This window comes from Bowmanella dokdonensis (assembly GCF_017254865.1).
Taxonomy (GTDB): domain Bacteria; phylum Pseudomonadota; class Gammaproteobacteria; order Enterobacterales; family Alteromonadaceae; genus Bowmanella; species Bowmanella dokdonensis.
This window is the reverse complement of the sequence record NZ_JAFKCV010000003.1, coordinates 246,763-271,448: the sequence shown is the minus strand read 5'-3', so window position 1 is coordinate 271,448 and position 24,686 is coordinate 246,763. Positions and strand designations below refer to the sequence as shown.

The 24,686-nt window shown below is 55.4% G+C and carries 25 protein-coding genes and 4 tRNA genes; 15 read left to right on the top strand and 14 right to left on the bottom strand.

Annotation, left to right across the window (positions count from 1 at the left end):
- Positions 1–3: 3 nt before the first annotated feature.
- Together J0A66_RS07195 and J0A66_RS07190 are read left to right on the top strand one after the other, a co-directional pair.
- Complete coding sequence (locus J0A66_RS07195) at positions 4–975, top strand: DUF58 domain-containing protein (protein ID WP_206573112.1); 972 nt, start codon at positions 4–6, stop codon at positions 973–975.
- On the top strand, positions 976–2,988 hold the full coding sequence (locus tag J0A66_RS07190) for a transglutaminase TgpA family protein (RefSeq protein ID WP_206573111.1): 2,013 nt from the start codon (positions 976–978) through the stop codon (positions 2,986–2,988). It begins immediately after the preceding gene.
- On the opposite strand, the gene rlmM is transcribed toward J0A66_RS07190, so the two are convergent.
- Genes rlmM through J0A66_RS07170 form a run of 4 tightly spaced genes read right to left on the bottom strand, consistent with a single transcriptional unit; the run spans position 2,969 to position 5,901 of the window.
- Complete coding sequence (gene rlmM, locus J0A66_RS07185) at positions 2,969–4,021, bottom strand: 23S rRNA (cytidine(2498)-2'-O)-methyltransferase RlmM (RefSeq protein ID WP_206573110.1); 1,053 nt, start codon at positions 4,019–4,021, stop codon at positions 2,969–2,971. The two genes, J0A66_RS07190 and rlmM, sit on opposite strands and share 20 nt — an antisense overlap.
- On the bottom strand, positions 4,021–4,395 hold the full coding sequence (locus J0A66_RS07180; RefSeq protein WP_206573109.1) for a DUF423 domain-containing protein: 375 nt from the start codon (positions 4,393–4,395) through the stop codon (positions 4,021–4,023). Before J0A66_RS07180 ends, rlmM begins: the two co-directional genes overlap by 1 nt.
- The gene (locus tag J0A66_RS07175; protein WP_206573108.1) at positions 4,386–5,006 is read right to left on the bottom strand and encodes an alpha/beta family hydrolase; all 621 of its coding nucleotides are present in this window, start codon (positions 5,004–5,006) and stop codon (positions 4,386–4,388) included. The genes J0A66_RS07180 and J0A66_RS07175 overlap by 10 nt, the downstream gene beginning before the upstream one ends.
- The gene (locus tag J0A66_RS07170; RefSeq protein ID WP_206573107.1) at positions 4,993–5,901 is read right to left on the bottom strand and encodes a transcriptional regulator GcvA; all 909 of its coding nucleotides are present in this window, start codon (positions 5,899–5,901) and stop codon (positions 4,993–4,995) included. Before J0A66_RS07170 ends, J0A66_RS07175 begins: the two co-directional genes overlap by 14 nt.
- A 195-nt stretch (positions 5,902–6,096) precedes the next feature.
- On the opposite strand from J0A66_RS07170, the gene J0A66_RS07165 reads away from it, so the two are divergent.
- Positions 6,097–6,360 carry a hypothetical protein gene (locus J0A66_RS07165; protein ID WP_206573106.1) on the top strand — a complete coding sequence of 88 codons (264 nt, stop codon included), beginning with the start codon at positions 6,097–6,099 and terminating at the stop codon, positions 6,358–6,360.
- 117 nt (positions 6,361–6,477) lie between these two features.
- On the opposite strand, the gene J0A66_RS07160 is transcribed toward J0A66_RS07165, so the two are convergent.
- From J0A66_RS07160 to hemA, 9 genes are all read right to left on the bottom strand, one after another.
- The gene (locus tag J0A66_RS07160; RefSeq protein WP_206573105.1) at positions 6,478–7,092 is read right to left on the bottom strand and encodes a dienelactone hydrolase family protein; all 615 of its coding nucleotides are present in this window, start codon (positions 7,090–7,092) and stop codon (positions 6,478–6,480) included.
- On the bottom strand, positions 7,092–7,943 hold the full coding sequence (kdsA, locus tag J0A66_RS07155; protein WP_206573104.1) for a 3-deoxy-8-phosphooctulonate synthase: 852 nt from the start codon (positions 7,941–7,943) through the stop codon (positions 7,092–7,094). Before kdsA ends, J0A66_RS07160 begins: the two co-directional genes overlap by 1 nt.
- A complete protein-coding gene (locus J0A66_RS07150) occupies positions 7,940–9,187 on the bottom strand; it encodes a DUF819 family protein (protein ID WP_206573103.1) in 1,248 nt (415 codons plus the stop codon). The genes kdsA and J0A66_RS07150 overlap by 4 nt, the downstream gene beginning before the upstream one ends.
- Before the next feature lie 51 nt (positions 9,188–9,238).
- Positions 9,239–10,048, bottom strand: coding sequence for a transglutaminase family protein (locus tag J0A66_RS07145; protein ID WP_206573102.1), 810 nt, complete (start codon positions 10,046–10,048; stop codon positions 9,239–9,241).
- A 48-nt stretch (positions 10,049–10,096) separates the two neighbouring features.
- Positions 10,097–10,474: a SirB2 family protein gene (locus J0A66_RS07140; RefSeq protein WP_206573101.1), complete on the bottom strand. Its 378-nt coding sequence runs from the start codon at positions 10,472–10,474 to the stop codon at positions 10,097–10,099.
- Between the two features lie 145 nt (positions 10,475–10,619).
- The gene (locus J0A66_RS07135) at positions 10,620–12,188 is read right to left on the bottom strand and encodes a DUF3369 domain-containing protein (protein ID WP_206573100.1); all 1,569 of its coding nucleotides are present in this window, start codon (positions 12,186–12,188) and stop codon (positions 10,620–10,622) included.
- A 93-nt stretch (positions 12,189–12,281) separates the two neighbouring features.
- A complete protein-coding gene (prmC, locus tag J0A66_RS07130; RefSeq protein ID WP_206573099.1) occupies positions 12,282–13,130 on the bottom strand; it encodes a peptide chain release factor N(5)-glutamine methyltransferase in 849 nt (282 codons plus the stop codon).
- Positions 13,123–14,211 (bottom strand): peptide chain release factor 1, encoded by a 1,089-nt coding sequence (gene prfA, locus J0A66_RS07125; protein ID WP_206573098.1) that lies wholly within the window; start codon positions 14,209–14,211, stop codon positions 13,123–13,125. Before prfA ends, prmC begins: the two co-directional genes overlap by 8 nt.
- 7 nt (positions 14,212–14,218) lie before the next feature.
- Positions 14,219–15,475, bottom strand: a complete 1,257-nt coding sequence (gene hemA / locus J0A66_RS07120) for a glutamyl-tRNA reductase (RefSeq protein WP_206573097.1) — start codon at positions 15,473–15,475, stop codon at positions 14,219–14,221.
- 72 nt (positions 15,476–15,547) lie between these two features.
- On the opposite strand from hemA, the gene lolB reads away from it, so the two are divergent.
- The 12 genes from lolB to J0A66_RS07060 all read left to right on the top strand — a co-directional run bounded on the left by lolB (position 15,548) and on the right by J0A66_RS07060 (position 23,263).
- Positions 15,548–16,198 (top strand): lipoprotein insertase outer membrane protein LolB, encoded by a 651-nt coding sequence (gene lolB / locus J0A66_RS07115; RefSeq protein WP_206573096.1) that lies wholly within the window; start codon positions 15,548–15,550, stop codon positions 16,196–16,198.
- Positions 16,183–17,067 (top strand): 4-(cytidine 5'-diphospho)-2-C-methyl-D-erythritol kinase, encoded by an 885-nt coding sequence (ispE, locus tag J0A66_RS07110; RefSeq protein WP_206573095.1) that lies wholly within the window; start codon positions 16,183–16,185, stop codon positions 17,065–17,067. The genes lolB and ispE overlap by 16 nt, the downstream gene beginning before the upstream one ends.
- Before the next feature lie 73 nt (positions 17,068–17,140).
- Entirely contained in the window at positions 17,141–18,088 is a 948-nt protein-coding gene (locus J0A66_RS07105; RefSeq protein ID WP_206573094.1) for a ribose-phosphate diphosphokinase, read from the top strand.
- A 274-nt stretch (positions 18,089–18,362) separates the two neighbouring features.
- On the top strand, positions 18,363–18,653 hold the full coding sequence (locus J0A66_RS07100) for a hypothetical protein (protein ID WP_206573093.1): 291 nt from the start codon (positions 18,363–18,365) through the stop codon (positions 18,651–18,653).
- A gap of 121 nt (positions 18,654–18,774) precedes the next feature.
- Entirely contained in the window at positions 18,775–19,413 is a 639-nt protein-coding gene (locus J0A66_RS07095; RefSeq protein ID WP_206573092.1) for a 50S ribosomal protein L25/general stress protein Ctc, read from the top strand.
- Between the two features lie 5 nt (positions 19,414–19,418).
- The gene (pth, locus tag J0A66_RS07090) at positions 19,419–20,003 is read left to right on the top strand and encodes an aminoacyl-tRNA hydrolase (protein WP_206573091.1); all 585 of its coding nucleotides are present in this window, start codon (positions 19,419–19,421) and stop codon (positions 20,001–20,003) included.
- A 14-nt stretch (positions 20,004–20,017) separates the two neighbouring features.
- Positions 20,018–21,109, top strand: a complete 1,092-nt coding sequence (gene ychF / locus J0A66_RS07085; protein WP_206573090.1) for a redox-regulated ATPase YchF — start codon at positions 20,018–20,020, stop codon at positions 21,107–21,109.
- A gap of 259 nt (positions 21,110–21,368) precedes the next feature.
- Positions 21,369–21,445, top strand: a tRNA-Met gene (locus J0A66_RS07080).
- 5 nt (positions 21,446–21,450) lie between these two features.
- Positions 21,451–21,535 (top strand) — tRNA-Leu (locus tag J0A66_RS07075).
- Between the two features lie 3 nt (positions 21,536–21,538).
- Positions 21,539–21,613, top strand: a tRNA-Gln gene (locus J0A66_RS07070).
- A gap of 29 nt (positions 21,614–21,642) precedes the next feature.
- Positions 21,643–21,717: transfer RNA gene (locus J0A66_RS07065), tRNA-Gln, on the top strand.
- A gap of 142 nt (positions 21,718–21,859) precedes the next feature.
- Positions 21,860–23,263 (top strand): amino acid carrier protein, encoded by a 1,404-nt coding sequence (locus J0A66_RS07060; RefSeq protein WP_206573089.1) that lies wholly within the window; start codon positions 21,860–21,862, stop codon positions 23,261–23,263.
- A gap of 65 nt (positions 23,264–23,328) precedes the next feature.
- Here J0A66_RS07060 and J0A66_RS07055 read toward each other — a convergent pair whose 3' ends face one another.
- Positions 23,329–24,492 carry an FAD-dependent monooxygenase gene (locus J0A66_RS07055; RefSeq protein WP_206573088.1) on the bottom strand — a complete coding sequence of 388 codons (1,164 nt, stop codon included), beginning with the start codon at positions 24,490–24,492 and terminating at the stop codon, positions 23,329–23,331.
- Positions 24,493–24,686: the final 194 nt, after the last annotated feature.

Below are 24,686 nucleotides of genomic sequence, written 5' to 3'. Positions count from 1 at the left end.
GGCATGGCTAAGGCAAACCTGTTGCAGCGTAAAATGCATGCCTGGCTGGAGCGAAGAATCCCCGGCAGCCGGGAATTCACTCTTAACCGCAACAATATTTTTATTTTTCCTTCAAGGTTTGGCCTGCTGTATCTCATCCTTTGTCTGGCACTTTTTATTCTCGGCACTAATTATCAGAACAACCTGATCCTGATCCTGGGTTATTTCCTGCTCTCTCTGTTTCTGGTCAGCCTGTTGGCCAGCTATCTGAATTTTGCCGGTATACGGCTGCAACTGGGCAAAGTTAGCCACAGCTTTGCTGGCGATGTGGCTAATCTGCCGATCTGGATACTGGGGCCGGATAATGACCGTAACAGGTTTGGTCGGCTGCACTTTTCCTGGTATGGACAACAGGTCCGGCAATCGGTTGAATTGAGTAACATGACCAACCCCGTGGGATTGGAACTTGACAGTCCGGAACGGGGAATATTGCGCCCCCCCCGAGTCACCCTATGCAGCTATTATCCCCTGGGCCTGTTTCGTTGCTGGACCCATCTGTCGTTTGACTGTGAAGTCATCGTCTACCCTGCACCGCTGCCCTGCAATCTGCCCCTGATCAGCGAAACGGCAAAAGGCGAAACCGAGGGCCCACTGTCGGTGGAGGACGGCCACGACAATTTCGACAGCCTGACCGAGTACCGTCCCGGCCAGCCCCTCTATCACGTAGCCTGGAAACAGGTCGCCAAAGGCCAGGGAATGATCAGTAAGAAATTTTCCAGTCAGGCCAGGCAAAGCGCCTGGCTGAAACTGCTGCCGCAAGGATCGGACCGGCTGGAGCATCAGTTGTCAGAGCTTTGTTTCATGATTCTGGAATTGGACAGCGCCGGGATGACCTATGGTCTGGAATTGGGGGGGATGCGACACCAGCCTGACAAGGGCAATGAGCATCTGCACCGCTGCCTGACGGCGTTGGCCCTTTACAGGATGGGCTCCTGAATGCCCAGGTTGAACCCCTCCGCCCATAATCATGCCCATCTGTTGCTGAGTCTGGTGCTCCTGGTCAATGCAGCCAGCTTGTTTGAGCCCCTGCAACTCTGGATCCTTCTGCTGGTGCTGTGCGCCGTCATTATCCGGCTCAGCTTGTTTCTCAACTGGCAGAAGCATCAGTTATCGGTGCGCACGCTGAACCTGCTGGCCGTGCTGAGCGCCATTGTCCTGGCTTATTTCGGCTGGCAGTTGGGATTGCTGCTGGGTATGTTAAATCTGCTGGTGATGGCATCGAGCCTTAAACTGATGCTCCTGGCCTCGCGACGGGACTATTTCCAACTGATCAGCGTACAGTTTTTTCTTATCGGCACCGGCCTGGTGTTCAATCAGAGCATTGCCTTCAGTATGTTGTACGGCCTGCTGACCCTGTTGCTGCTGTTGAGCCTGGCCTTTCATATCAGTCCCTCCAGCGCCTGGTTACAGCAAAGTCACCGGGTCGGCATGTTGTGCCTGCAAGCGCTGCCCATAGCCCTGCTGCTGTTTCTGGTCATGCCGAAACTGGGCCCAATGTGGCAGATGCCAACCGCCAAGGGCACGGAGACGGGTCTTAGCGAAAGAGTGACCCCGGGCGATGTGGCCCAGTTGGCCCGCTCGGCAGATCTGGCCTTTCGGGCCACCTTCGACTCCATTGTTCCCAATACCAGCCAGCGCTACTGGCGGGCACTGACTCTGGAGGATTTCGATGGTAAAAGCTGGCAGGTGCATCCCTACCGCCAGAAACTGCGAGAGCGTTACCGCAGCGCCGGACTGGCTTTTAGACCAGCCATTGAGGGACCCAGCTTCGACTACCAGGTCATTGCCGAGCCCACCCAGCAGCGCTGGCTGTTTGGGCTGGACATCGCCATCAGCAGCGACCCGCAGGTTTGGCTGAGCCATGACTACCAATTAGTCAGCCGCATTAATCTGCAATCCAGCCTCGCCTACAAAGTCAAGTCCTACTTTATGGCCCCCCTGCAGGAAGGCATTCCGGAGCTGGACAACCGCCTCAACTTGCAGGTGCCGGCAGAAGGCAATCCCAGAACGCGTGAGCTGGCCCTGCAACTGAGAGCCGAGCATGTCGGTGACAAAGCCTACCTGCAAGCCGTCAAGGAGGTATTTACCGCAGGCGGCTTTCGCTACACCCTGCGCCCCAACCCCATGCCGGTCGATCCCGTTGACCAGTTCCTGTTTGAGGACAAAGCCGGGTTTTGTGCTCACTATGCCAGCGCAGCGGCCTACATGCTGCGACTGGGCGGTATTCCAGCCAGGATGGTGACCGGCTATCTGGGAGGGGAAATGCGGGGTGACCGGTATATGAGCGTCTATCAGTATGATGCCCATGCGTGGGTGGAATGGCTGTCGGACCAAGGCTGGCAACGTTTTGACCCTACAGTGCTGGTATCACCGCTTCGGTTGGACTACGGCCTGGAGCGGGCAGTAGCTTATGAAGAGAGCTTTCTGCTTGATACGCCATTGGCAGGCTTTCGCAATATTGCCTGGCTGAACGAATTCCGCCTGATGCTGGCAGATATGGATTACCTGTGGAGCCGTTGGGTGCTAGGGTTCAGCCGCGAAAACCAGCAGGACATGCTCAAATCCCTGCTGGGAAAGCTGACCCCTACCCGGCTGGCGTTATTCGGTCTGGCCCTGGTACTGGCTATCGCCCTGCTACTGGGACTCTACCAGCTAAAGCATTGGTTGCCGGATCGCAGCAACCCGTCTGCCTGGTACTATAAAAAAGCCCTGAAACTGCTCGCCAAACAGGGCCTGCAGAGGCCTTCCTGGCAGGGGCCGCAGGACTTTAATCAGGAAGTTGCACAAAGGTTTCCGGGTAAGGCTGCCCGTTGTTTCGGCCAGCTTACTTACCATTATATGCGAATGAACTACCGTCCAATGAGTGAGCAGGAACAAAAAGCCTCGCTGAGTCAGCTCAGACGCCTTGTTCCCCAGTTAAAACAAGCACTTAGCGAAGGTGGAGGGTGATTTCTTCCCTGTCGTGGTACAGATGCCGAGCCTGTAACTGATAGGGCCGGCCGGCCATATGTTCCTCGATAACCTGCAAAGCCTGCTGAAGACATTCGTAGCGCTTCTTCATGGGCAGTTTGAGATTGAAGATGGCCTCCTGGCACCAGCCCTCCCTGAGCCAGTCCGCCATCAGGCGCGCCACCTTGGCCGGTTGTTCCACCATGTCACACACCAGCCAGTGGACATGTTTTTTCTTCGGCCTGAATTTAAAGCCATCCTCGGCAAAATGCCTGACCTGTCCTGTTTCCATCAGGCTCTCGGCCATTGCCCCGTTATCCACCGCCTGCACAAACAAGCCACGGCGGACTAACTGATAGGTCCAGCCACCGGGACAGGCTCCCAGATCCACCGCCTGCATGCCGGATTGCAGTCGTTTTTCCTGCTCTGTGGGGCTCAGAAAGGTCTGAATGGCCTCGTCCAGCTTAAGGCTTGAGCGGCTAGGGGCATCGGCGGGTGTTCTGAGTCGCATGATCCCCAGCGGGTGCGGGGAGACGTTCTGGGGGTCCGCCACGCCCAGGCAGACGTTGCGGCTGTCAGTGAAAAACGCGAAGAGCACCGGCCGGTTAGCCTGCTCCTTTGCGGTGAGCAACCCCTGTTTGCGCAGGGCCTGACGAAGCGGTACCGAGAATTTACGGCAAAACCTGGACAGTTCCCGCCCTTCAGTGGTGTCGGGATACTCCACTCTCAGCTCGCCGCACAGGGGAAAGGCCTCACAAGCCTCAACAATCGGGCTGATGCGATCCTGGCCCTCCAGATGATCCAGTTTTGCCAGGCAGGCAAACTGCTGGCGGGCAAACACCAGATCCGACAAGGGTAAAAGTGAGGACAACCTGGTGGCATCGTGTTCCTGATAACACTCAAACAGCACATGGCCGCTGCCGCCCTGTGTCCGCGCAAATCCATAAATCTGTCTGGAAGCGGCCTTGTCCTGCAGCTCCAGGGCCAAATCGCTCTCAAATCCGGCACGGCAATAGGCCATTAACCCAGCCATCAGGTCCTGACTCCCTTGATACTGGCCACAAGCAACAGCAGCCACCCCAGAATCATGGCCAGTCCGCCGAGGGGGGTAACGGGCCCAAACCATTTAATGCCGGTCAGCGCCAGAAGATACAAACTGCCGCTGAACAGCCCTACCCCGGCGAGCATGGCAACAGCAGACCAGTAGAGCATGGGCTGCGGCTGCTGACGATACAGGACTACCAGCAAGATCACCGCCAGGCTGTGCCAGAGCTGGTACTGTACACCGGTCTGAAATGCCGCCAGCAGGGATTCATCCAATTTGTGTTTGAGGCCGTGAGCCGCAAAAGCTCCCAACATCACCCCGGTGAGGCCGAGGAATGCGGCAATGTTCAGGATCACCTGCATAATTGTTCTCCGATGAAGTCATCAATAACCCGGGCCGCCTGCTGCAGATTCTGCTGCGCTGTTACGCCGGATGATTTACGTGGTGTGAAGCTGTGATCCCCATCCGGCAGCACATGGACCCGGATCCGACTGTGCAACCCATAACCGCTCATCTCCAGCTCGTTACCGAAGGGATCGCGCTGCCCCTGCAAGACAAGCAGCGGCTTACCTGTCTCCTGAAGATGGCCGACACGCAACTTGTCAGGCTTGCCCGGCGGATGGAACGGATACCCCAGGCAGATCCCGCCAAGGGCCCGGGTCTCATTGAGGACCATGCTGGCGACCCTGCCCCCCATGGACTTACCCCCGATAAAAAGCGGCAGCTCGTTATCCGCCTTTTCTACGCAGCGCAGAAAACATTGCTGCAGCTTGTCCATGCTGTCGGGTGGACGCCGCTTGTTTTCCTGTTCGGCTTTTTGCATATAGTCAAAATTGAAGCGTAAAACCTTGATACCGGATACAGCCAGCAACCTGTCCATCTGCAGCATAAACTCGCTGTGCATACCGGCCCCGGCTCCATGGGCCAGGATCAGTGTGACTTTTGGCGGACCGCCCTTTTCAGGCAAAATCATCTTCCCCTTGCTCTTCTCTTACCTGGGTCAGCACCCAGTCACGGAATGTGGCTATCTTACCCAACTCAGCCTGGGATTCATGGCACACCAGATAATAGGCATTACGGGTGATCAGTCGCTCCTCGAAGGGACAGATGAGCCTTCCGCTTTGAATTTCAGCCCGGGCCAGTACCGAATGACCCAACGCAATGCCCTGGCCAAGCGCGGCAGCCTGAAGAACCAGCATGGAGTGACTGAAGATAGGCCCCTGATTGACGTTCACGCCCAGCACGTTGAACTCCCGGATCCAATGTTTCCAGGGCTCCCGGGACGAATCATGCAACAAAGTATGGAAGCGCAGGTCATCCAGGGTATCCAGGGGCTTGTCTGACTGGAACAACAGGGGAGAACAGATAGGGGTCAGGTATTCGGTGTGCAGTTTGTCCGCATGCAGGCCAGGCCACTTTCCGCGTCCATAGTAAATGGCCACATCCACATCGTCGGTCAGGTGCCCTTCATCGAAATCCACTGCCTTGATCCTGACATCAATATCCGGATGCTCCACACTGAACTTGTGGATCCTGGGCACCAGCCATTGAATAGCAAAGCTGGGCGGCAGGGCTACGGTGATGGCACCCTTGGCGCCTCGCGCCAACAGGCGCTGGGTGGCATCCTGCAGTGAAGCGAAAATGTCTTTGATATCAAGATAATAGCCCTGCCCTTCTTCAGTCAGAAGCAATGAGCGGTTCTTGCGCAGGAACAGCTTGATGCCGAGGAACTCCTCCAGGGCCTTGATCTGGTGACTCACCGCTGCCTGTGTCACAAACAGCTCATCGGCTGCCCGGGTAAAACTCAGATGCCGGGCCGCAGCTTCGAAGGCCTTGAGGGAGTTCAGCGGTGGCAAACGTCGTGACATCAGAATGACTCTTCCATTAGTTTTTTTAATCTACTTGCCCGAATTAATGTCAATTTAATACCAAGCAAGTTTAGGCTATATTTTAACCGTGAGATAAAAAACTTCTTTATGAAAAAGAAGTTAACGGAAACAAAATTGTAACACAGTTCTCACAGAAGCGTAATTTTAACATTATTTTTACTTGAGGTTTTGCAGATGAAAAACTTTACCAGAACTTTGGTCACCAGCCTAATATTGTTCACCGGTCAATTGGCCCAGGCCAGTGAGATCCTCGATCAGAACTGGCTCGAAAACCAGACCAGTGATTATATTCAAGGCGCCTTGTCCACATTGGAATTGCCCCGTGTTGAATCTTCCCCGCAATGGATAGCGCAAAGCGCCAAGGTGAATAAGGAAGAAATGCTGGCCCTTTACCAGACCACCAGCCAGAGCCTGGAGAATCGTCAGACTTCAGAATAATTGACCGGCATCTGCAAACATCCATTGCTGAGGGATCGGCAGTCAGCGGCAGCCACCAGTGCCAGCCCCTGACAGATTTCGCTAATTACGCAGGACGGCGGGCCTTGTCCCGCCCGTTCATGGCACCCCCTGACCACCACAGATCTTACTCAACCCCGTAAACCATTGTTCCATGTTTTGCCTGCCGCGGACCACTTCCTCCAGGCCCTCCAGTATTTTATTCTGCCATGCAGCGTCATACCCGCCAGACCGGGGATTCATAAAACCGTGCTGACAGGGCAGCTTCAGTTGACTCACCCGCCCCTGTAATTGCTTCATGATCTGTTGCACTGAAAAATGTGCCTCATCGGCAAATAACAGGTAGCTGGGTACGGTAATCTCAAGCTGCAGATGATGCCGTATTTGACCAGGATAAAAGGCCAGCAGGGCTTTAACCATCCCGCCACTATATCCGGCCAATGCCCGCCACGCAGCGCTGCCACCGGCGCTGAAGCCGATAACCAGCGTGGGCCGAGTCAGCGCCTGTACTGCCCTGCCCACCCGGCTGGCGTAATCTTCATGACCCGATAGCCGTATAAATGCCTCGTACGCCTCCCCTTCGCTGGCAAAAGTCACTGCCTGCCCATAGGGTGATACAATGGACAAATGTCCGGCGACAGAGCCCAGCGTCTGCAAGACAGACTGGTTGTGATCACCGGCACCGAAAATATCGGTGATCAGCAGCGCGTCCATCAGCTGGCGCTGGTATCCAGGGGGGCAAAGCCTTTTATCAGGTCGTCCATGGCTTTCATCTGCACCAGATAAGGCTCCAGTTTATCCAAGGGCAGCGCGCAGGGACCGTCACACTTGGCCTGGTTGGGATCCGGATGGGCTTCAATAAACAGCCCTGCCAGACCCAAAGCCATGCCTGAGCGGGCCAGTTGCGCGGCCTGGGCACGGCGTCCATCGGCCGAATCGGTGCGGCCGCCAGGTTTCTGCAACGCATGAGTGGCATCGAAGATTACCGGAGCAAAAGCTTTCATCTCATCCATGCCCAGCATGTCCACCACCAGGTTGTTGTACCCGAAGCTGCTGCCCCGCTCACACAAAATGATCTTATCGTTGCCCGCTTCGAGGAATTTCTGAATGATGTGGCGCATCTCATGGGGGGCAAGAAACTGAGGTTTTTTGACGTTGATCACCGCACCGGTCCTGGCCATGGCGACCACCAGATCAGTCTGCCTGGCCAGAAAGGCCGGCAACTGAATGACATCCACCACCTCGGCCACTGGCGCCGCCTGGTGCGGCTCATGGACATCGGTAATCAGCGGCACATCGAAGGTATTTTTGATTTCCTCGAATATCTTCAGGCCCTCTTCAAGACCCGGGCCGCGGTAGGAATGCACCGAGGAGCGGTTGGCCTTATCGAAAGATGCCTTGAAAATATAAGGGATCCCAAGCCTCGCAGTGACCTCCTTATAATGCTCGGCAATGCGCAAAGCCAGATCCCGTGACTCCAGCACATTCATACCGCCGAACAGGACAAAAGGTTTGTCGTTGGCCACATCCAGGCCACAAACGCTGACTGTCTGCAGGTTCCTCATCCAGCAATCCCCTTCATGATAATGCCGCACAAATACGCCATATAGGTGCCAAGACCATAGCCCATTACGGCCAGCAACACACCAACCGGTGCCAGCGAGGGATGGAAGGCCGCAGCAACGATGGGAGCAGAAGCCGCACCGCCCACATTAGCCTGACTGCCCACCGCCATATAGAAGATGGGGGCCCTGATCAGCTTGGCCACGCCAAGCATCAGACCGGCGTGGATGGCCATCCAGAGCAGTCCCAACGCAAAAAATACGGGTGTCTCGGTGATGGCAGTTACATCCATATGCAGACCGATGGTGGTCACCAGGATATAGACAAACAGACTGCCCACCTTTGACGCCCCAGCCTGCTCAAGATGGCGTGCAGGGCTGAACGACAGCATAATGCCAAAACTGGTGGCCAGTACCACCAGCCAGAAAAACTGACTATGCAGGCTGTACTCCCGCCCCCAAGGGGCATGTTCCACCATCCATGGCTGAATCAGATCGGCCAGGAAGTGCGCCAGACCACAGGCACCAAACCCCAGCGCAAAAATCATCACCAGATCGTTGAGGTGAGGAATGCGCATTTTTTCTGCCTGGTATTTTTCCACCCGGTGGATAATGTCCTGAATGGCGCTCGTGTCGGCGCCGCTTTTGGCATCCAGCTTCTTGGCATTGGCCGCCATGACCAGCAGAACCGCCATCCACAAATTGGCAATGATGATATCCACCGTCACCATGGTGGAGAAAATCCCACCCCCCACTTCAAATATCTCCTTCATGGCCGCCTGATTGGCGCCTCCCCCGATCCAACTGCCGGCAATGGTGGTCAGTCCACGCCAGACCTCTTCGGGGCCCTGGCCACCCATAGCCTCAGGCGCCACCGAAGACATAATCAGCAGCGCGATGGGGCCGCCGATAACAATTCCCACTGTTCCGGTAAAAAACAGAATCAGTGCCTTGGGGCCGAGGTTGATAATGGACTTGATATCCATACTCAGGGTCAGCAGCACCAAACAGGCCGGTAGCAGGTAACGGGAAGCCATGTAGTAGGCATCCGACGTTCCCCCATCGACAATGCCAAAGGTGTTCAGCAATGAGGGAAAGAAGTAACAGAGCAACAGCGCCGGTACGTAGGTGTAGAATTTCTGGAAAAACGGATGGCGGCTGTGTGAGGTATAGAACACCAGGCCCAGTATGGCGGCCAGCAATCCAATGACCACTGCGTCATTGGTAATCATAGGGGTTTGGGTCATGCAGACTCCTTTTCATTATTATGGGATTGCAAAGGGCATCGGGTCCGCTTATCAATGCAGGACATCCTCTTGTGGACTGACATGCCTGAGGCGCATTTTCAACAAGTGGGCAGCGGGATCCTGAGGACATTGCCGGATATAGTAGCGGTAGTCTGCCAGCGCTCCCCTGTAACAATCAAGCTGCTGATAAACAAAGCCCCGGTCACGCCGCTCATAAGGATCCTCCGGACAGAGCTGAACCAGCAGATCACAGGCTGTCAATGCCTGCTCCGGTTGCTGCTCGGCCATACAGGCGGCCTTGATATTCTGCAACAACCTGATCAGTGTCTGGCGGGTATCTGCAGGTTGCAACATGACTTCGCCGAGGCTGTCCTGCGATTCACCGGTAAGACTCTCATAGAGGTTCGCCAGCATGGTCCAGCTCAGTTGTTCGCCGGTCAGGGGATCGATGAAATCGCTGCGGCTCGGACTGATGCGATGACGAATCAGATAGTGACCGGGAAATATCACGCCGGACAAGTCCAGTCCCAGTCCCCGTCCCAGGTGGCAAAACAACAGGCCCAGACATACAGCACCACCAGTGCGATAGGCAATGACCTGGTGCATCATTGCAGCTTTGGAGGACATCAGATGGCTGCCCTGGCCCGTCACGCCAAGGTGCCGGTAAAACACTTGCCTCAGGGCGTTGAGCCTGGCCTGCAACGACAGACAGGGATCGATATGCCGTTGACAGTAGTCCGTCCATTCAGCGACCTGACCGGAGCAGTAATCGGGATCAATTCCCGGGTCGAACAATCCGGCCAGTCGTAAGGCTGAAGCTAAAGTCGGAGGCTGATCAAATTCAAAATGCAGGAGCGACACTGGCACCTCAAAGGCTAAAGACTGCGACATCGCCTGGAACGAGGCTTGTCAGGAGAATAACAGCGGCTGCTTGAACAGGGCGACCTTGGCGGCAAAGGCCAACCAGCAAAGTGCGCCGATAAACCCAATCCAGCGGATAAAGAGGGTGCGTCCCAGTTTCAACGCCACCATACCCATCAGGATATACAGCAGGACGGCCATGACTTTTTCGGTCAGCCAGGCGTGTACGAAAGGATACTGGGCAATCACAATGGTCAGGCCGATGGCGCTGGCCAGCAGTACGGTGTCAACGATATGGGGTACCACTTTGACCCATTTTTTCTGCATCATGGCAGAGCCTTTGAGCACCCAATAAAAACGCAGAATAAACAGGGACAGGCTCAGCGCAATGGTGGTCAAATGCAGATGTTTGAGAAGCAGGTACATGGCAACACCTTATTGTTATCTTTTTATGGGCCGGTTACTACGCCAAGGCACAGTAAAGGCCCCAACTTTACTGCCTGAGCGTGTGAAAATCGAGTCTTTAACTCAAGGTTAAGACTAACGGCATGAAGGTGCGACGGATTTAACCTCAAACGTCCTCTTCTTGGGGTAAGTCATCCGGGTAGGCAAAGGCAATGGCTTCGAGCTTGTCCCGGTTGGCCAGCAGAATATCCACCAGCCTGGGGTCGAACTGCCTGCCGCGCTGCTGCCTGATGGTATCCAGGACCTTGTCCAGGGACCAGGCGTCCTTATAGCAGCGCCTGGCATGCAGCGCATCGAATACATCGGCCAGGGAAGTAATCCGGCAGTACAGGTGGATTTCCTCTCCTTTGAGTCCCCTCGGGTAACCGTTGCCATCCCAGTATTCATGGTGATCGCGGGCCAGCAAGGCGGCTGTCTTGATGATGGGCCGCCGGGAGTCTTTAAGCAACTCGTAACCAAACTCCGCGTGATTACGCACTATAGCCTGCTCTTCCTCGTTCAGTTTACCGGGTTTGAGCAGGATGGATTCGGGTATCCTGAGTTTGCCCACATCGTGCAGGGGCACTGCCAGCTTGAGGATATCCAGCTCTTCTTTCTCCAGCCCGTATTCCCGACCGAGTAACTCACAAATCAGTGCCATCCGCTGGATATGCTTGCCACCTCCCATCTGCTTTTCCAGGGCCTGCCCCAGGCGTTCGACGATCTCCCTTTGCGTGTCTTCAATATCCTTGGTCAGTAATACATTGTCGAAGGCTATCTGAACGTTTTGCGAGAAGATCTCCAGCAAGTGTTTGTCGGTCTTGGTCAGTTTTCTCGGCAACCCCGACAAGTACAGCAACGAACCCCGCATGGTCTTGCTGTTGCAGTAGGCCACCAGATACTCATCTTCGTAGACGATTTCCCGCTCCCGCAGCGCCCTGCGACAGGACTCCAGTTGATCGCCTCGCAAAACGCTTTCCAGGGGACGCCCTTCGTCATCGGCAAAATCCCCTTTGCCGGTAAACACATAGAAATCGGAAGACGACTGGTTATCTATAGGCCGGGGCCCGGCTACGGCAGAGGTGATATAGGCGGCATCCTGAGTGCCACCCAGAAGCGACGAAAGCTGCTGAATAATGCCGTCAATAAAGCTTTCCAATGAGTGGATACTGAACAGGTCTGCCGAGGCCTCGATAATTTTCTCCAAGCCCTGGCGATTTTCCTCTATGACCATGATGTCCCGGTAGGACCGCAATGTAGAGATAACCACGGTAAACAGCTTCTGAGCGGTCAGCTCGGTCTTGGATTTGTAGTCATTGATATCGTAATTGATAATGACATCTTTTTCCGGCGCCTGTCCCGGCTGGCCGGTGCGCAGAATAATGCGTGTAAAGTGGTTATTGGCGTCGTTGCGGATAAAGTCGGCGACCTGCAGACCGGCGTCGTCGGTTTCCATCACCACATCCAGCAGCACAATGGCAATGTCCGGATGTTCAAGGAAGATATCTTTTGCTTCGGCGCCCGTGTAGGCGCTGATAAACTCTATGCCCTTTTCCTGGAAGACAAAGTCACTCAGAGCCAGTTTGGTCACGGCATGGACTTCGGGCTCATCATCAACAATCAAAACCTTCCAGGTACTGCGTCCTGTTACTACATCCTCTTCCGACTCATCCAGAAACAACAGTTCATCCGACATCTTAGAGCCCCCGAAAACACCAACGCGATTGGCATTACTATTTAATTCATAGAGTTAACAGTTTCTTATAGTCAGTGCAAAAGGTTAATGCAATCAGCCAACGACGTATTGACCCAGGCTAACTCTGTCCAGTCCGGCCAGATCCCTGAGGGTAGTTACGTGACAAAAGCCTCGTTGGATTAGTTTGTCTTGTACGGCCCGGCTTTGTTGATACCCATGTTCCAGCAGCAGCCAGCCTTTATCAACCAGATATTGCGGGGCCAGACAGATAATTTTTTCCAGATCAGCCAGGCCGTTGTGTTCCGCCACCAGGGCACTTTGCGGTTCGTAGCGCACATCTCCCTGGTCCAGCCAGGGGCTGTCAGGCTCCACATAGGGGGGATTGCTGACAATCAGATCAAAAGACCGGGCTTGCAGAGCGCTGAACCAGTCACTGACAAGGAAGGTCAGGTTGTTCAGCCCGTTAAGACGGGCGTTCTGTGCTGCCAGGGCGACAATATCCGGGTCGAAATCCAGCCCAGTCACATGGCAGTCCTGGCGTTCAGACGCCAGGGAAAGGGCGATAGCCCCGGTGCCCGTGCCCAAGTCCAATATCCTGGCTTTGGTTTCCGGCAGTTTTTCAAGGGCGGTCTCGACCAGCAGCTCGGTTTCCGGACGGGGGATCAGGGTCTTGTCACTGACTTGCAAACGCAATGTCCAGAAATCCCGGTAGCCAACCAGGTGCGCCACCGGCACACCCTTCTTGCGCTTACTGATTAACTCTTTGAATTGCTGCCACTGTTGCTCATCGAGTGGCCTGTCAGGCCAGGTATGCAGGTAGACGACCGGCTTTTCCACACAGTGCCCCAGCAACAGACGGGCGTCTATGGCAGCATCATCAAGTTCCTGAAGTTGCTGCCTTGCCCATCTCAGGGCCTGCTCAATACAGGGGACTTCAGGCATCGTCGGATAAGGACGCCAGCAGGTCGGCCTGATGTTCCTGGCGGATGGGGCCCAGAATGCTGTCTAAATGTCCCTCCACGACTTCATCAAGCTTGTACAGGGTCAGGTTGATACGGTGATCCGTCACCCGCCCCTGAGGAAAATTGTAGGTACGGATACGTTCGGAGCGATCGCCGCTGCCCACCAGATTACGACGGGTAGTGGCCTCCTGGGAAGCACGTTTTTCCTGCTCAGCCTGATTCAGCCTGGCTGCCAGCACAGACATGGCTTTAGCCCGGTTCTTATGCTGGGAGCGTTCATCCTGGCACTCCACCACCATGCCCGATGGCAAGTGGGTGATGCGGATGGCCGAGTCAGTCTTGTTCACGTGCTGTCCACCGGCACCACTGGCACGGAAGGTATCCACTTTCAATTCGGCAGGATTGATGGAGATGGCTTCAGACTCAGGCAGCTCAGGCAGCACGGCAACAGTGCAAGCGGAGGTATGGATACGTCCCTGGGATTCCGTTTCGGGCACGCGCTGTACCCTGTGCCCTCCTGATTCAAATTTAAGTGTGCCGTAAGCTCCCTCACCCACCACATTGGCGATAACTTCCTTGTAGCCGCCATGTTCGCCCTCACTGGCACTGACAATCTCCACCCGCCAGCGCCGGGCCTCGGCGTAACGACTGTACATACGGAACAGATCCCCGGCGAAAATGGCTGCTTCGTCTCCGCCGGCACCGGCACGAATTTCCAGAAAGCAATTACGGTCATCGTTGGGATCTTTGGGCAGTAATAATACCTGCAGAGTGGTTTCCAGTTGCTGGATACTGTCCCTGGCCACTTTGACTTCCTCCTCGGCCATTTGACGCATCTCGGCGTCGTCCTCACGGAGCATCTCCTGGGCACTGAGCAAATCTTTTCTGGCCTGCTGATAATCAGCAAAACAGTTGACCACTTCTTCCAGTTGAGCATATTCCCTGGACAAATTGCGAAACCTGTCCTGATTGGCAATCACCCCGGCATCACCGAGCAGGGCCTGGACTTCTTCAAAACGCTCCTGCAAGGACTCGAGCTTACGCAGTACGGATTCTTTCATATTCAACCTAAAACTTGTTAATGCCCAATGCCCGCTGCAACAGGCTTAGACTGCCGCTATCCTGACTGCTGGCCGCCTCTTTAATGGCTTTGGTGGGGGCATGGATCAGACTGTTGGTCAGCCGGTTGGCCAGTTCCGTGATGACTTCTTCCGGTGCTTTACCATCGGCGAGCTGCTTCAGCGCCCTGTCCTGCAGTTTTTGCTTGTGCAACTCGCTTTGTTCACGATAGCAGCGAACCAGATCCACTGAGGCCAGGCTGTCGTGCCAAGTCAGATAGTCCCTGACCCCGGCATCGATCATCTGTTCGGCCTTTTGTGCCGCCGACTGCCGGGAAGCCAGGTTTTCCTGCACTATCTGCTGAAGATCGTCCACAGAATAAAGATAGGCATCGTCCAAATCGGCCACCTCCGCTTCGATGTCGCGGGGCACCGCTAAATCGACCAGAAACATAGGCTTGTGGCGCCGCTGTTTCAGGGCTCGCTCCACTACGCCTTTACCGAGGATCGGCAACTGACTGGCGGTGGAACTGATGACAATATCCGCCTCGGCCAGATGATCCGGGATCTGCGCCAGGGTGATCACGCTCGCCCCCAGGGGTCCGGCCAGCTCTTCTGCCCGGGCCAGTGTCCGGTTGGCCACCCGTATGCTGCTGACCTTTTGTTCATTCAGGTGGCGGGCCACCAGTTCGATGGTTTCGCCGGCACCGATCAACAATACGTTGATCTTCTGCAAGGAGGAAAAAATATGTTTGGCCAGTTGCACGGAGGCATAGGCTACCGACACGGCATTGGCACCAATATCGGTCTCCGAGCGCACCCGCTTGGCGACGGCAAAGGTCTGCTGGAACAACCGCTCGAAACGACTGCCCACCATGCCGCTGTTTCTGGCGCTGGTAAACGCCTGCTTGACCTGACCCAGTATCTGCGGTTCCCCCAGCACCAGGGAGTCAAGGCCGCTGGCCACCCTCATCAGGTGCCTGACGGCATCCTGCTGCTGGTAGCGGTAGCTGCTGGTTGAGAGCAGCTTATCATCCAGACCATGAAAGTCAGCCAGCCAGTTAAGTAATACTTCGTGCTGCGCTTCATCCAGTTCGGCATAGATTTCAGTACGGTTGCAGGTCGACAGGATCACCGATTCCTCGCTGCCCAGTTTTTCCCGCAGGGCAAGCAAAGCATCCAGTTGGCTGTCGGTGGAAAAGGCGACTTTTTCTCTGACTTCCACAGGAGCCGTATTGTGATTGATACCGAGTGCGATTAAGGCCATGTGGATCTGGTCTGTGCGTGCCTGATTAGCCGGGTTATGTCGGCGTGGCATTGTACGCAAAAGCCAAACCTATTGAAAGCACCCGCCTGTTTGTGTTCCCATTATCGGCACCTGACCCGTTGCCAACTGCCAACCTTGCCAAACTTCCTGTTGCGAATCTCCTGTCTTTGCCTGCTGCTGTTGCTGAGCGCCTGTGCAACCCGGCCCGTGGTGGAATACTCGGTTAATGCCCTCCATCATCAGAGGCAGCTTGCCCAACTGCAGCAATGGCAGGTCAGCGGTAAGCTGGCATTTAAAAGCAGCGAGGAAAGATTCAGCGCCAACCTCCACTGGCAACAACGCCAGGACGAATACAATATCGGCCTCAACAGCTTCATCGGCACCCGTTTACTGAGTATGCAGAAGCAGGGGGGACGGGTCCATCTGGAGTATGAAGACAGGGAATACTGGCATGACAATGCTGCACAGTTGCTTGAACAGATGACCGGCTGGGTCATTCCTGTGTCTGATCTGCCGCTGTGGATTAAGGGCCAGGCGTCTGAGGAAGCCATGCCGGCCTTTGCCGATTCGGGCCTGATACGTCGACTGACCACCGACGATGGCTGGCAGGTCAGTTTTTCCGATTACCGCCAACAGGATGGGTATATCCTTCCCCATGCCCTGGAACTGAGTGCGACAGATGTCCAAATCAGGATACGAATAGACCAATGGCAACTGAAATAAGCACGGCCAGGCAACCATTGCCTCAACACAGAAGCTGGCCATCACCTGCCAAACTCAACCTGTTTTTGCATATCACTGGCCGACGTGCAGATGGTTACCACAATCTGCAGAGCCTGTTTCAGATGCTGGATTACGGCGACCATCTGCAATTTGAGATTACCGGCGACTCTCAGATCGACCTGCAGACCCCCGTTGCCGGGGTGGCCAGCCAGGACAACCTGATCATCAAGGCGGCATTGGCGCTGCAAAGCTATACCGGCAGCACAAAAGGTTGCCGTATCTGGCTGAACAAGCGCCTGCCCATGGGCGGGGGGCTAGGGGGCGGCTCCTCCAATGCAGCCACTGCTCTGGTCGCGCTGAATCATCTGTGGCAAACGGGACTGTCCCTCGACAAGCTGGCGGAACTGGGTCTGGCCCTTGGCGCAGATGTCCCGGTGTTCGTGCAAGGCAGAACTGCCTTCGCCACCGGTGTCGGCGAACAACTGCACCCCGCCCCCCAACCGGAGCACTGGTACCTGGTAGTAAACCCTGGTGTACAAATCTCTACCCAGTCGATCTTTACCCATGCGGATTTACCCCGTAACACAGTCCCGATCCGGTGGCATGAATACCACTTCGATACCAGCCGCAATGACTGTCAGGAGCTGGTCTGCCGTTACCACGGCGAAGTTGCAAAGTTATTACACTGGTTGCTAGAATACGCGCCGTCGCGAATGACAGGTACAGGCGCCTGCGTATTTGCCGTTTTCCCAGACAAAGACCATGCTGAATCAGTGCTTCGGGCCTTGCCCGAACAATGGCAGGGTTTTGTGGCTCAAGGGGTCAATCAATCGCCTCTGCACAGTCAACTTGAGACACGAAACGGGTAATCCGCTCTCAAACGCCTGACTTGTGTCGCCACCGCCAACCTTACAATTTAGACAAGTCACTGAGGATCCTACTGTGCCGGATATGAAGTTATTTGCTGGTAATGCTATACCAGAGCTCGCCCAGAAAGTCGCCGACCGACTCTACACAAAACTGGGCCACGCCAGTGTAGGACGATTCAGCGACGGTGAAATCAGCGTCGAAATCCATGAAAATGTCCGCGGTTCCGATGTCTTTATCATTCAGTCCACCTGCGCCCCCACCAATGACAATCTGATGGAACTGATCGTAATGATCGACGCCCTGCGCCGCGCCTCGGCCGGACGCATTACGGCGGTGATTCCCTACTTTGGTTATGCCCGTCAGGACAGACGCGTACGCAGTGCCCGTGTGCCTATTACAGCCAAGGTGGTGGCGGACTTCCTGTCGAACGTTGGGGTGGATCGGGTACTGACAGTAGATTTGCATGCCGAACAGATCCAGGGCTTTTTCGACGTGCCGGTGGACAACGCCTTCGGTACGCCGATTCTGCTGGAAGACATGCGCGAGCGTGAATTCGACAACCCTGTAGTGGTTTCCCCTGATATCGGCGGCGTCGTCCGGGCCCGTGCCCTGGCCAAGGTGATGAACGATCTGGACCTGGCCATTATCGATAAACGTCGTCCCAAGGCCAATGTGTCGCAGGTGATGCATATTATCGGTGACGTCCAGGACAGGGACTGTATCATCGTCGACGACATGATCGATACCGGCGGCACATTGTGCAAAGCTGCCATTGCCCTGAAGGAACATGGTGCCAAGCGGGTATTCGCCTATGCTACCCATGCCATCTTCTCGGGTAATGCTCCGCAGAACCTGAGGGATTCGGTCATCGATGAGATAGTGGTGACTGACAGCATACCCCTGTCACCGGAGATCCGCGCTCTGGACAAGGTTAAGCAGCTCAGCCTGTCCAATATGCTGGCCGAAGCCATCCGGCGCGTCAGCAACGAAGAGTCCATCTCGGCCATGTTCGAGTACTAAACTGAAAGTAGTCAGCAAAAAGAGCCGCCCCCGGGTGGCTTTTTTGTTGGCGCCGGACTCCCTCTTAGTAACAGCCATCAACAGGCAAACCTGGCCAGCGGGGCCGATGTCATTTACCCTTACTGCCTGAACTGACAAGAGCCGATGAGTTAACGTTATGAAATGTCTGCCCGTATTGTTGTGTGCAATCGGATTGTCGGCCTGTGCCCAGGAACCGCCCCTGAAGCAGGAACAGCCAGCCAATCCAGTCCCGTCCACTGTTCAGGAGACTCCCATGCCATCGCAGAAGTCAAAGTCGCCCAAGGCTGAGACCTTACATTTTACTGCACGGGTGGTGCACAAGAATCTGGAAGGGGGCTTTTTTGCCCTGTACACCGATGATGGGCGTCGTTTTCAGCCCATTAACCTGGCCGCCCCCTACCGGCGTGACGGCCTGGTTGTGGAGGTGACGGCAACCACCACGCCTGATCTGGTCACCTTTCAGCAACATGGCCTGCCTGTGCATATAAAAACAATCCGTATTGTGGACGACAGCCAGGTGGGAAAGGGTGAAAACACCCGCTGATTGTGCCTTGTTTCGGCTCTGGTGGAGTGGTAGAATTCGCCGCCCTTTTTCAAGGGGTGTTCTATCAGCGCGGGGTTTTGGTCGCGAAACGCCGCATGCCACTCATATATTGGAGTAATTTATGTCTGAAGCGATTTTTAATCTGGATGCAGACGTCCGCACAGACCTGGGGAAAGGTGCGAGCCGCCGCCTGCGTCGTGAAGACAAAGTACCTGCCATCCTGTACGGTGCCGGCAAAGAGCCCGTCTCCCTGACCCTGGATCACAACAAAGTGGTACAGGCTCAGCAGTTTGAAGCCTTCTACAGCCACGTTCTGACTCTGAACATCGGCGGTGACAAGGTGGAAGCCCTGGTCAAGGACATGCAACGTCACCCTTTTAAGCCCAAGGTGACGCATATCGATTTCCTGCGTGTTGACGCCAACCAGGCGGTGACGACCAACGTGCCCCTGCACTTCCTCAATGAACAAAAGGCCCCTGCCATCAAGGATCAGGGTGGCCACGCAGAACACCATATGAACGATGTGGTGATCAGCTGTCTGCCGGCCAACCTGCCAGAGTTCATCGAAGTGGATCTGATCGACGTGGCTATGGGTCAAACCCTGCACCTGTCTGATCTGAAAGTGCCAAAAGGCGTGACCCTGGTTGAGCTGGCCAAAGGCGCCGACCATGATCTGGCTGTTGTCACCATCAAGGCTGCCAAAGGCGCCGCTGCTGCTGACGAAGCCGAAGGTGAGGAAGAAGCCAGCACTGAGGAGTAATCCTCTTGGCTGACCTTCAGCTCATTGTGGGCCTGGGCAATCCAGGCCCCGAATATGAAAATACCAGGCACAATGCAGGTGCCTGGTATCTTAATGCTCTTGCCCGTCATTATCGTATTCCCCTGACCCTGGAAAACAAGTTCTCCGGTTTTACCGGCCGCGGCAATATTGCTGGCCAGGACGTCAGACTGCTGATTCCGACTACCTTTATGAACCGCAGTGGTCAGGCCGTTTGTGCCATGGCTAGCTTCTATCGCATTGCGCCGGATAATATCCTGGTGGCCTTCGACGAATTGGATCTCCCCCCTGGCGTAGTCAGGCTCAAGACCGGCGGCAGCTCGAGTCAGAATGGTGTCCGTGACATCGTCAGCAAACTGGCCAACTGCAAGGATTTCCATCGCCTGCGCATTGGTATCGGCCATCCCGGCGATAAACACAAAGTAACCGGCCATGTACTGGGGAAGCCCCGGCCGGAAGAGCAACAACAGATAGAGGCCGCCATCGATGAAGCGGTACGCTGCACCGAGATTTTATTGAAAGACGGCATGACGCGGGCCATGAATCGCCTGCATTCATTCAAAGCCGAATAACTTGAGGAATCACCATGGGTTTTAAATGTGGCATTGTCGGTCTGCCGAATGTGGGTAAGTCCACCCTGTTCAACGCCCTGACCAAGGCCGGTATCGAAGCTGCCAATTTCCCGTTCTGCACCATTGAGCCCAATACAGGTGTGGTCCCGGTACCCGATACCCGCCTGGATCAGTTAGCGGCCATAGTGAATCCGCAACGGGTCATTCCCACCACCATGGAGTTTGTGGACATCGCCGGCCTGGTGGAGGGCGCTTCCAAAGGAGAGGGCCTGGGTAACAAATTCCTGGCCAATATCCGTGAGACCGATGCCATCGGCCATGTGGTGCGCTGCTTTGAGAACGACAACATTGTTCATGTGGCAGGGGGGGTGAATCCGGCTGATGACATAGAGGTTATCAATACAGAACTGGCCCTGGCCGACCTGGAAACCTGTGAAAAGGCCATGTTGCGCGTCGGCAAGCGCGCCAAGGGCGGCGACAAGGATGCCAAGTTCGAGATGCAGGTACTGGAAAAGATCAAGCCTTATCTGGATGAAGGCAGGATGTTGCGGATGGTCGAGCTGGAAAAAGAAGAGCTGGCCGCCATCGCCTACATGAACTTCCTGACCCTTAAACCCACCATGTACATCGCCAATGTCAATGAAGATGGTTTTGAGGACAATCCGCACCTGGACAAGGTGCGTGAGATTGCTGCAGCTGAAAATGCCGTGGTGGTGTCGGTGTGCGCCGCCATCGAATCGGAAATTGCCGAGCTGGAAGATGACGAGCGGGCCGAGTTTATGGCGGACATGGGTCTGCAGGAACCCGGCCTGAACCGGGTGATTCGGGCCGGCTACAGCCTGCTCAACCTGAACACCTATTTCACCGCCGGAGTCAAGGAAGTACGGGCCTGGACCTTCCCCATTGGCAGCACGGCCCCCCAGGCAGCGGGTAAAATCCATACCGATTTCGAGAAGGGTTTTATCCGTGCCGAGGTTATCGGCTTTGACAATTTTGTCGAATACAAAGGCGAGCAGGGAGCCAAAGACGCCGGTAAGTGGCGCTTGGAAGGTAAGGAATATATCGTCAAAGATGGCGATGTCATCCACTTTCGCTTCAACGTCTAACATTCGGGGGCCATCGGCCCCCGATTTGTTTATGATCCTGTGACTCCAATAGTGCAGAAATCGTCCATCTGAGGCAGGGCAGTTCTGCCGTTTCTTATCCCCAATAAAGCCTCAGCAACCTGTGTCCCAAGTGCCAGACAGAGGCTGCGCCGGCAAATTGTCCAGATACTGAGCACTCGGAAGGACGGGGGTAAAAAAGGGGTTGACGCTCCATAGGTGGATCAGCATAATACGCGCCACTCAACGCGAGTACCAAAGTGGCTACGTAGCTCAGCTGGTTAGAGCACAGCACTCATAATGCTGGGGTCGCAGGTTCGATTCCCGCCGTAGCCACCACACTTGCGGAAGTGGTGAAATTGGTAGACACGCTGGATTTAGGTTCCAGTGCTTCACGGCGTGAGAGTTCGAGTCTCTCCTTCCGCACCATGTTGGGGTGTCGCCAAGTGGTAAGGCAGCGGGTTTTGATCCCGCCATGCGTTGGTTCGAGTCCAGCCACCCCAGCCAATCTCCTTCCGTTGATCGCGTTATACAATTGGGGTGTCGCCAAGTGGTAAGGCAGCGGGTTTTGATCCCGCCATGCGTTGGTTCGAGTCCAGCCACCCCAGCCATATTGTGCAAAAAGGCCGCTCATTGAGCGGCTTTTTTGTTTTCCGCCCTTTGTCACTCCTCAGTGGTTACTCATCACTGGACAGGGTGGCCTATTCAAGCCAGTATAGGCGGCCAGAAGTCCAATAATAATAAAGAGTGCTCGTGATTCATCAAGTGGTATCCACCGTTAACGGCGTATTGTGGGGCTGGCTGCTGATTGCCATGCTGGTTATTGCCGGAGTCTGGTTCAGCGTCCGCCTGGGTGGCATTCAGATTTTTCAGTTCCGCCATATGTTCAGCCTGCTCAGGGGCAGCAGCAAGAGTGATAAGGCCGGCATCAGCTCATTTCAGGCGTTGTGCACCAGTTTGTCGGCGCGGGTCGGCACAGGTAACCTGGCCGGGGTCGCCGTGGCTATCTCGCTCGGTGGCGCAGGCGCTATCTTCTGGATGTGGGTCATCGCCTTTTTGGGTATGGCCACCGGTTTTGCCGAAAGCCTGCTCGGCCAGCTATATAAGGTCAAGGATGTCAAAGGCGAATACCGTGGCGGACCGGCCTACTATATCCAGCAAGGGCTGAACAAACGCTGGCTGGCCATCACCTTTTCCCTCTGCCTGTTTATGGGATACGGCTTTATTTTCAGCGCAGTACAGGCCAATTCCATCACTGATGCCCTCAATCATGCCTATGGTATTTCAACCCTCGACGCCGGCATCGTCATTATTCTGCTGGCCGGCGTTATCGTCATCGGCGGCTTGCGCGGCATCGCCCGCTTTGCCGAGTGGATGGTGCCCTTTATGGGCATCAGCTATGTACTTGTGGCCCTGGCCATCACCCTGATCAATTTCGATCAAGTGCCAGGGCTCCTATATAACATCCTCACCTCAGCTTTTGGTCTGAATGAGGCGGCCGGTGGCGCCTTTGGTGCTGCGGTAAAACACGGTATCCAGCGCGGGCTATACTCCAACGAAGCCGGCTCGGGCAGTGTGCCCCACGCAGCGGCCAGTGCCACCCCCAACCCCAATCATCCGGCGAGCCAGGGCTATGTGCAGATGCTGGGCGTTTTCCTGGATACCATGGTGCTCTGTACGTGCACCGCCATGATTATTTTATTGGCCGGCGGCTCGCAAAGTGAACAGATGGAAGGTATCCGCCTGACGCAGGATGCCATGGCCTTTCATCTGGGCAACGGCGGCAACGACTTTGTGGCAGCCGCCATCAGCCTGTTTGCATTTACCTCGGTGGTGGCTAACTACGCCTATGGCGAAAGCAACCTGCATATGTTCAAACTGGACAACAGGGCTGGCCGTGGCTGCTACACAGCAGGCTACCTGGCCATGATCCTGTGGGGATCCATGGCCTCCCTGCCCCACGTGTGGGCTATGGCGGACATGGCCCTTGGCCTGATGACAGTGATCAATATCATCGCCATCGCCTGGCTGAACCCCACCATTGTGGCCGTCAGCCGGGATTACCTGGAACAACGTAAAGCCGGCAGGACCCCTGAATACCAGGAAGGCAACTGTGACATCCAGGGCAGCACGGAAAGAGGCATCTGGGACAAGTGAGAGGTGAGACAGAAAAATCTTTACCTATCAATTTGATATGTAAGATTTTTTCTGTCAGCTGACAACTAGTTAAGCCCCATAGCATAGCGGGTAACCTGTTTTTTCAGCAGGCCGCTGCGCTGCGCCAGGCCAAGAACCAGGTTACGGGCCAGTTTCAGCGGACCGATACGGTTACTGAACCCCGCATACAGGGCATCCATGGCAGACATCATCAACACATTGTCCCGTCGTCTTTGCCGCTCGTACCGTCTGAGCAGGGCGGGCAACTGGGTCGGATTTTCAAGCCAACTGTTGTCCTCAAGCACCGCAAGCAGGCAGGCCACATCCTTAAAGCCGAGATTGGCCCCCTGCCCCGCCAGCGGATTGATGGTGTGGGCTGCATCCCCCACCAGCAGGCAATGATCTTTTACATAGTGACGGGCATGCATTCGAGTCAGCGAAAAACTGGCCCTTTCCAGCACCTCAAAATCCACCAGTTGCTCGGGAAACGCCTGGATAACGGCAGCCCTCAATGCCTGGTCCGATAAATTTTTCAGTTGGTTTACCTGTTTGGCGCTGTCATACCAGACCAGCGAAGCATAGCCGTCGTAAAGGGGTAAAAAAGCCCTGGGTCCGTCCGGGGTAAACTGCTGCCAGGTAATATCCTGCTGGGGATGGTTTGTGCGCACCGACACAGCCAGCGCCTGCTGAGCATATTGCCAGCCCTGGGTAGCGATACCCAGTTGTTGACGAACCTGCGAACGGGCGCCATCGGCACCGACCAGCAAACCGGCTGACAGGTGACTCCCATCGGCCAGCTGCACCTCCGGCATCTTAGTGCTGAGCACCCTTTGAAGTGGACTGACAAAATGCCTGACTCCATCGCACTTTGACAAGGCCTGATACAACCCAAGCTGGACCAGGGTATTTTCAATGATATGACCCAGGTGGGGTTCACCTACCTCTGCTGCACTGAAGTCCGTGCGGCCCGAGTCTTCCCAGACTGCCAGCCTAGTGTAAGGACACAGGCGCAACTTGCTGATATGCGCCCAGGCGCCCAGTTTATCCAGCAGTCGTCCGGAGGCAAGACTGAGGGCCGAAACCCTGATGTCGGGCCGCCGGGCAGCGTCATAGGCCGCGGGGGGGGCGGGCTCTATCAACCCAACACTATACCCCTGCCTGGCTGCACCCAGGGCCAGTGCGGCTCCGACCATATTGCCGCCCACTACCAATAAGTCGAATCTATCCATCCCCGATGATCATCCCAACTGATTTTCGCAAAGCATAGCATGAGTTGCCCACTGTCCTGCCAGCAGGCCTGAGGAATATACCGCCAGGCACTACCAGGTACCCTCAGGACACAGTTTGTAACAACCTGAAACAGACTTTGTCGTCACTCCCGGCGACTTACTCCCCATATGCCAGCTGTATCTAAAACCAGACG

Excerpts from the sequence above, each read along its gene's own strand:
- J0A66_RS07195 (WP_206573112.1), top strand. The coding sequence starts at position 4 with ATGGCTAAGGCAAACCTGTTGCAGCGTAAAATGCATGCCTGGCTGGAG.
- J0A66_RS07190 (WP_206573111.1), top strand. The coding sequence starts at position 976 with ATGCCCAGGTTGAACCCCTCCGCCCATAATCATGCCCATCTGTTGCTG.
- rlmM (WP_206573110.1), bottom strand. The coding sequence starts at position 4,021 with ATGGCTGGGTTAATGGCCTATTGCCGTGCCGGATTTGAGAGCGATTTG.
- J0A66_RS07180 (WP_206573109.1), bottom strand. The coding sequence starts at position 4,395 with ATGCAGGTGATCCTGAACATTGCCGCATTCCTCGGCCTCACCGGGGTG.
- J0A66_RS07175 (WP_206573108.1), bottom strand. The coding sequence starts at position 5,006 with ATGATTTTGCCTGAAAAGGGCGGTCCGCCAAAAGTCACACTGATCCTG.
- J0A66_RS07170 (WP_206573107.1), bottom strand. The coding sequence starts at position 5,901 with ATGTCACGACGTTTGCCACCGCTGAACTCCCTCAAGGCCTTCGAAGCT.
- J0A66_RS07165 (WP_206573106.1), top strand. The coding sequence starts at position 6,097 with ATGAAAAACTTTACCAGAACTTTGGTCACCAGCCTAATATTGTTCACC.
- J0A66_RS07160 (WP_206573105.1), bottom strand. The coding sequence starts at position 7,092 with ATGGACGCGCTGCTGATCACCGATATTTTCGGTGCCGGTGATCACAAC.
- kdsA (WP_206573104.1), bottom strand. The coding sequence starts at position 7,943 with ATGAGGAACCTGCAGACAGTCAGCGTTTGTGGCCTGGATGTGGCCAAC.
- J0A66_RS07150 (WP_206573103.1), bottom strand. The coding sequence starts at position 9,187 with ATGACCCAAACCCCTATGATTACCAATGACGCAGTGGTCATTGGATTG.
- J0A66_RS07140 (WP_206573101.1), bottom strand. The coding sequence starts at position 10,474 with ATGTACCTGCTTCTCAAACATCTGCATTTGACCACCATTGCGCTGAGC.
- J0A66_RS07135 (WP_206573100.1), bottom strand. The coding sequence starts at position 12,188 with ATGTCGGATGAACTGTTGTTTCTGGATGAGTCGGAAGAGGATGTAGTA.
- prmC (WP_206573099.1), bottom strand. The coding sequence starts at position 13,130 with ATGCCTGAAGTCCCCTGTATTGAGCAGGCCCTGAGATGGGCAAGGCAG.
- prfA (WP_206573098.1), bottom strand. The coding sequence starts at position 14,211 with ATGAAAGAATCCGTACTGCGTAAGCTCGAGTCCTTGCAGGAGCGTTTT.
- hemA (WP_206573097.1), bottom strand. The coding sequence starts at position 15,475 with ATGGCCTTAATCGCACTCGGTATCAATCACAATACGGCTCCTGTGGAA.
- ispE (WP_206573095.1), top strand. The coding sequence starts at position 16,183 with ATGGCAACTGAAATAAGCACGGCCAGGCAACCATTGCCTCAACACAGA.
- J0A66_RS07100 (WP_206573093.1), top strand. The coding sequence starts at position 18,363 with ATGCCATCGCAGAAGTCAAAGTCGCCCAAGGCTGAGACCTTACATTTT.
- J0A66_RS07095 (WP_206573092.1), top strand. The coding sequence starts at position 18,775 with ATGTCTGAAGCGATTTTTAATCTGGATGCAGACGTCCGCACAGACCTG.
- ychF (WP_206573090.1), top strand. The coding sequence starts at position 20,018 with ATGGGTTTTAAATGTGGCATTGTCGGTCTGCCGAATGTGGGTAAGTCC.
- J0A66_RS07055 (WP_206573088.1), bottom strand. The coding sequence starts at position 24,492 with ATGGATAGATTCGACTTATTGGTAGTGGGCGGCAATATGGTCGGAGCC.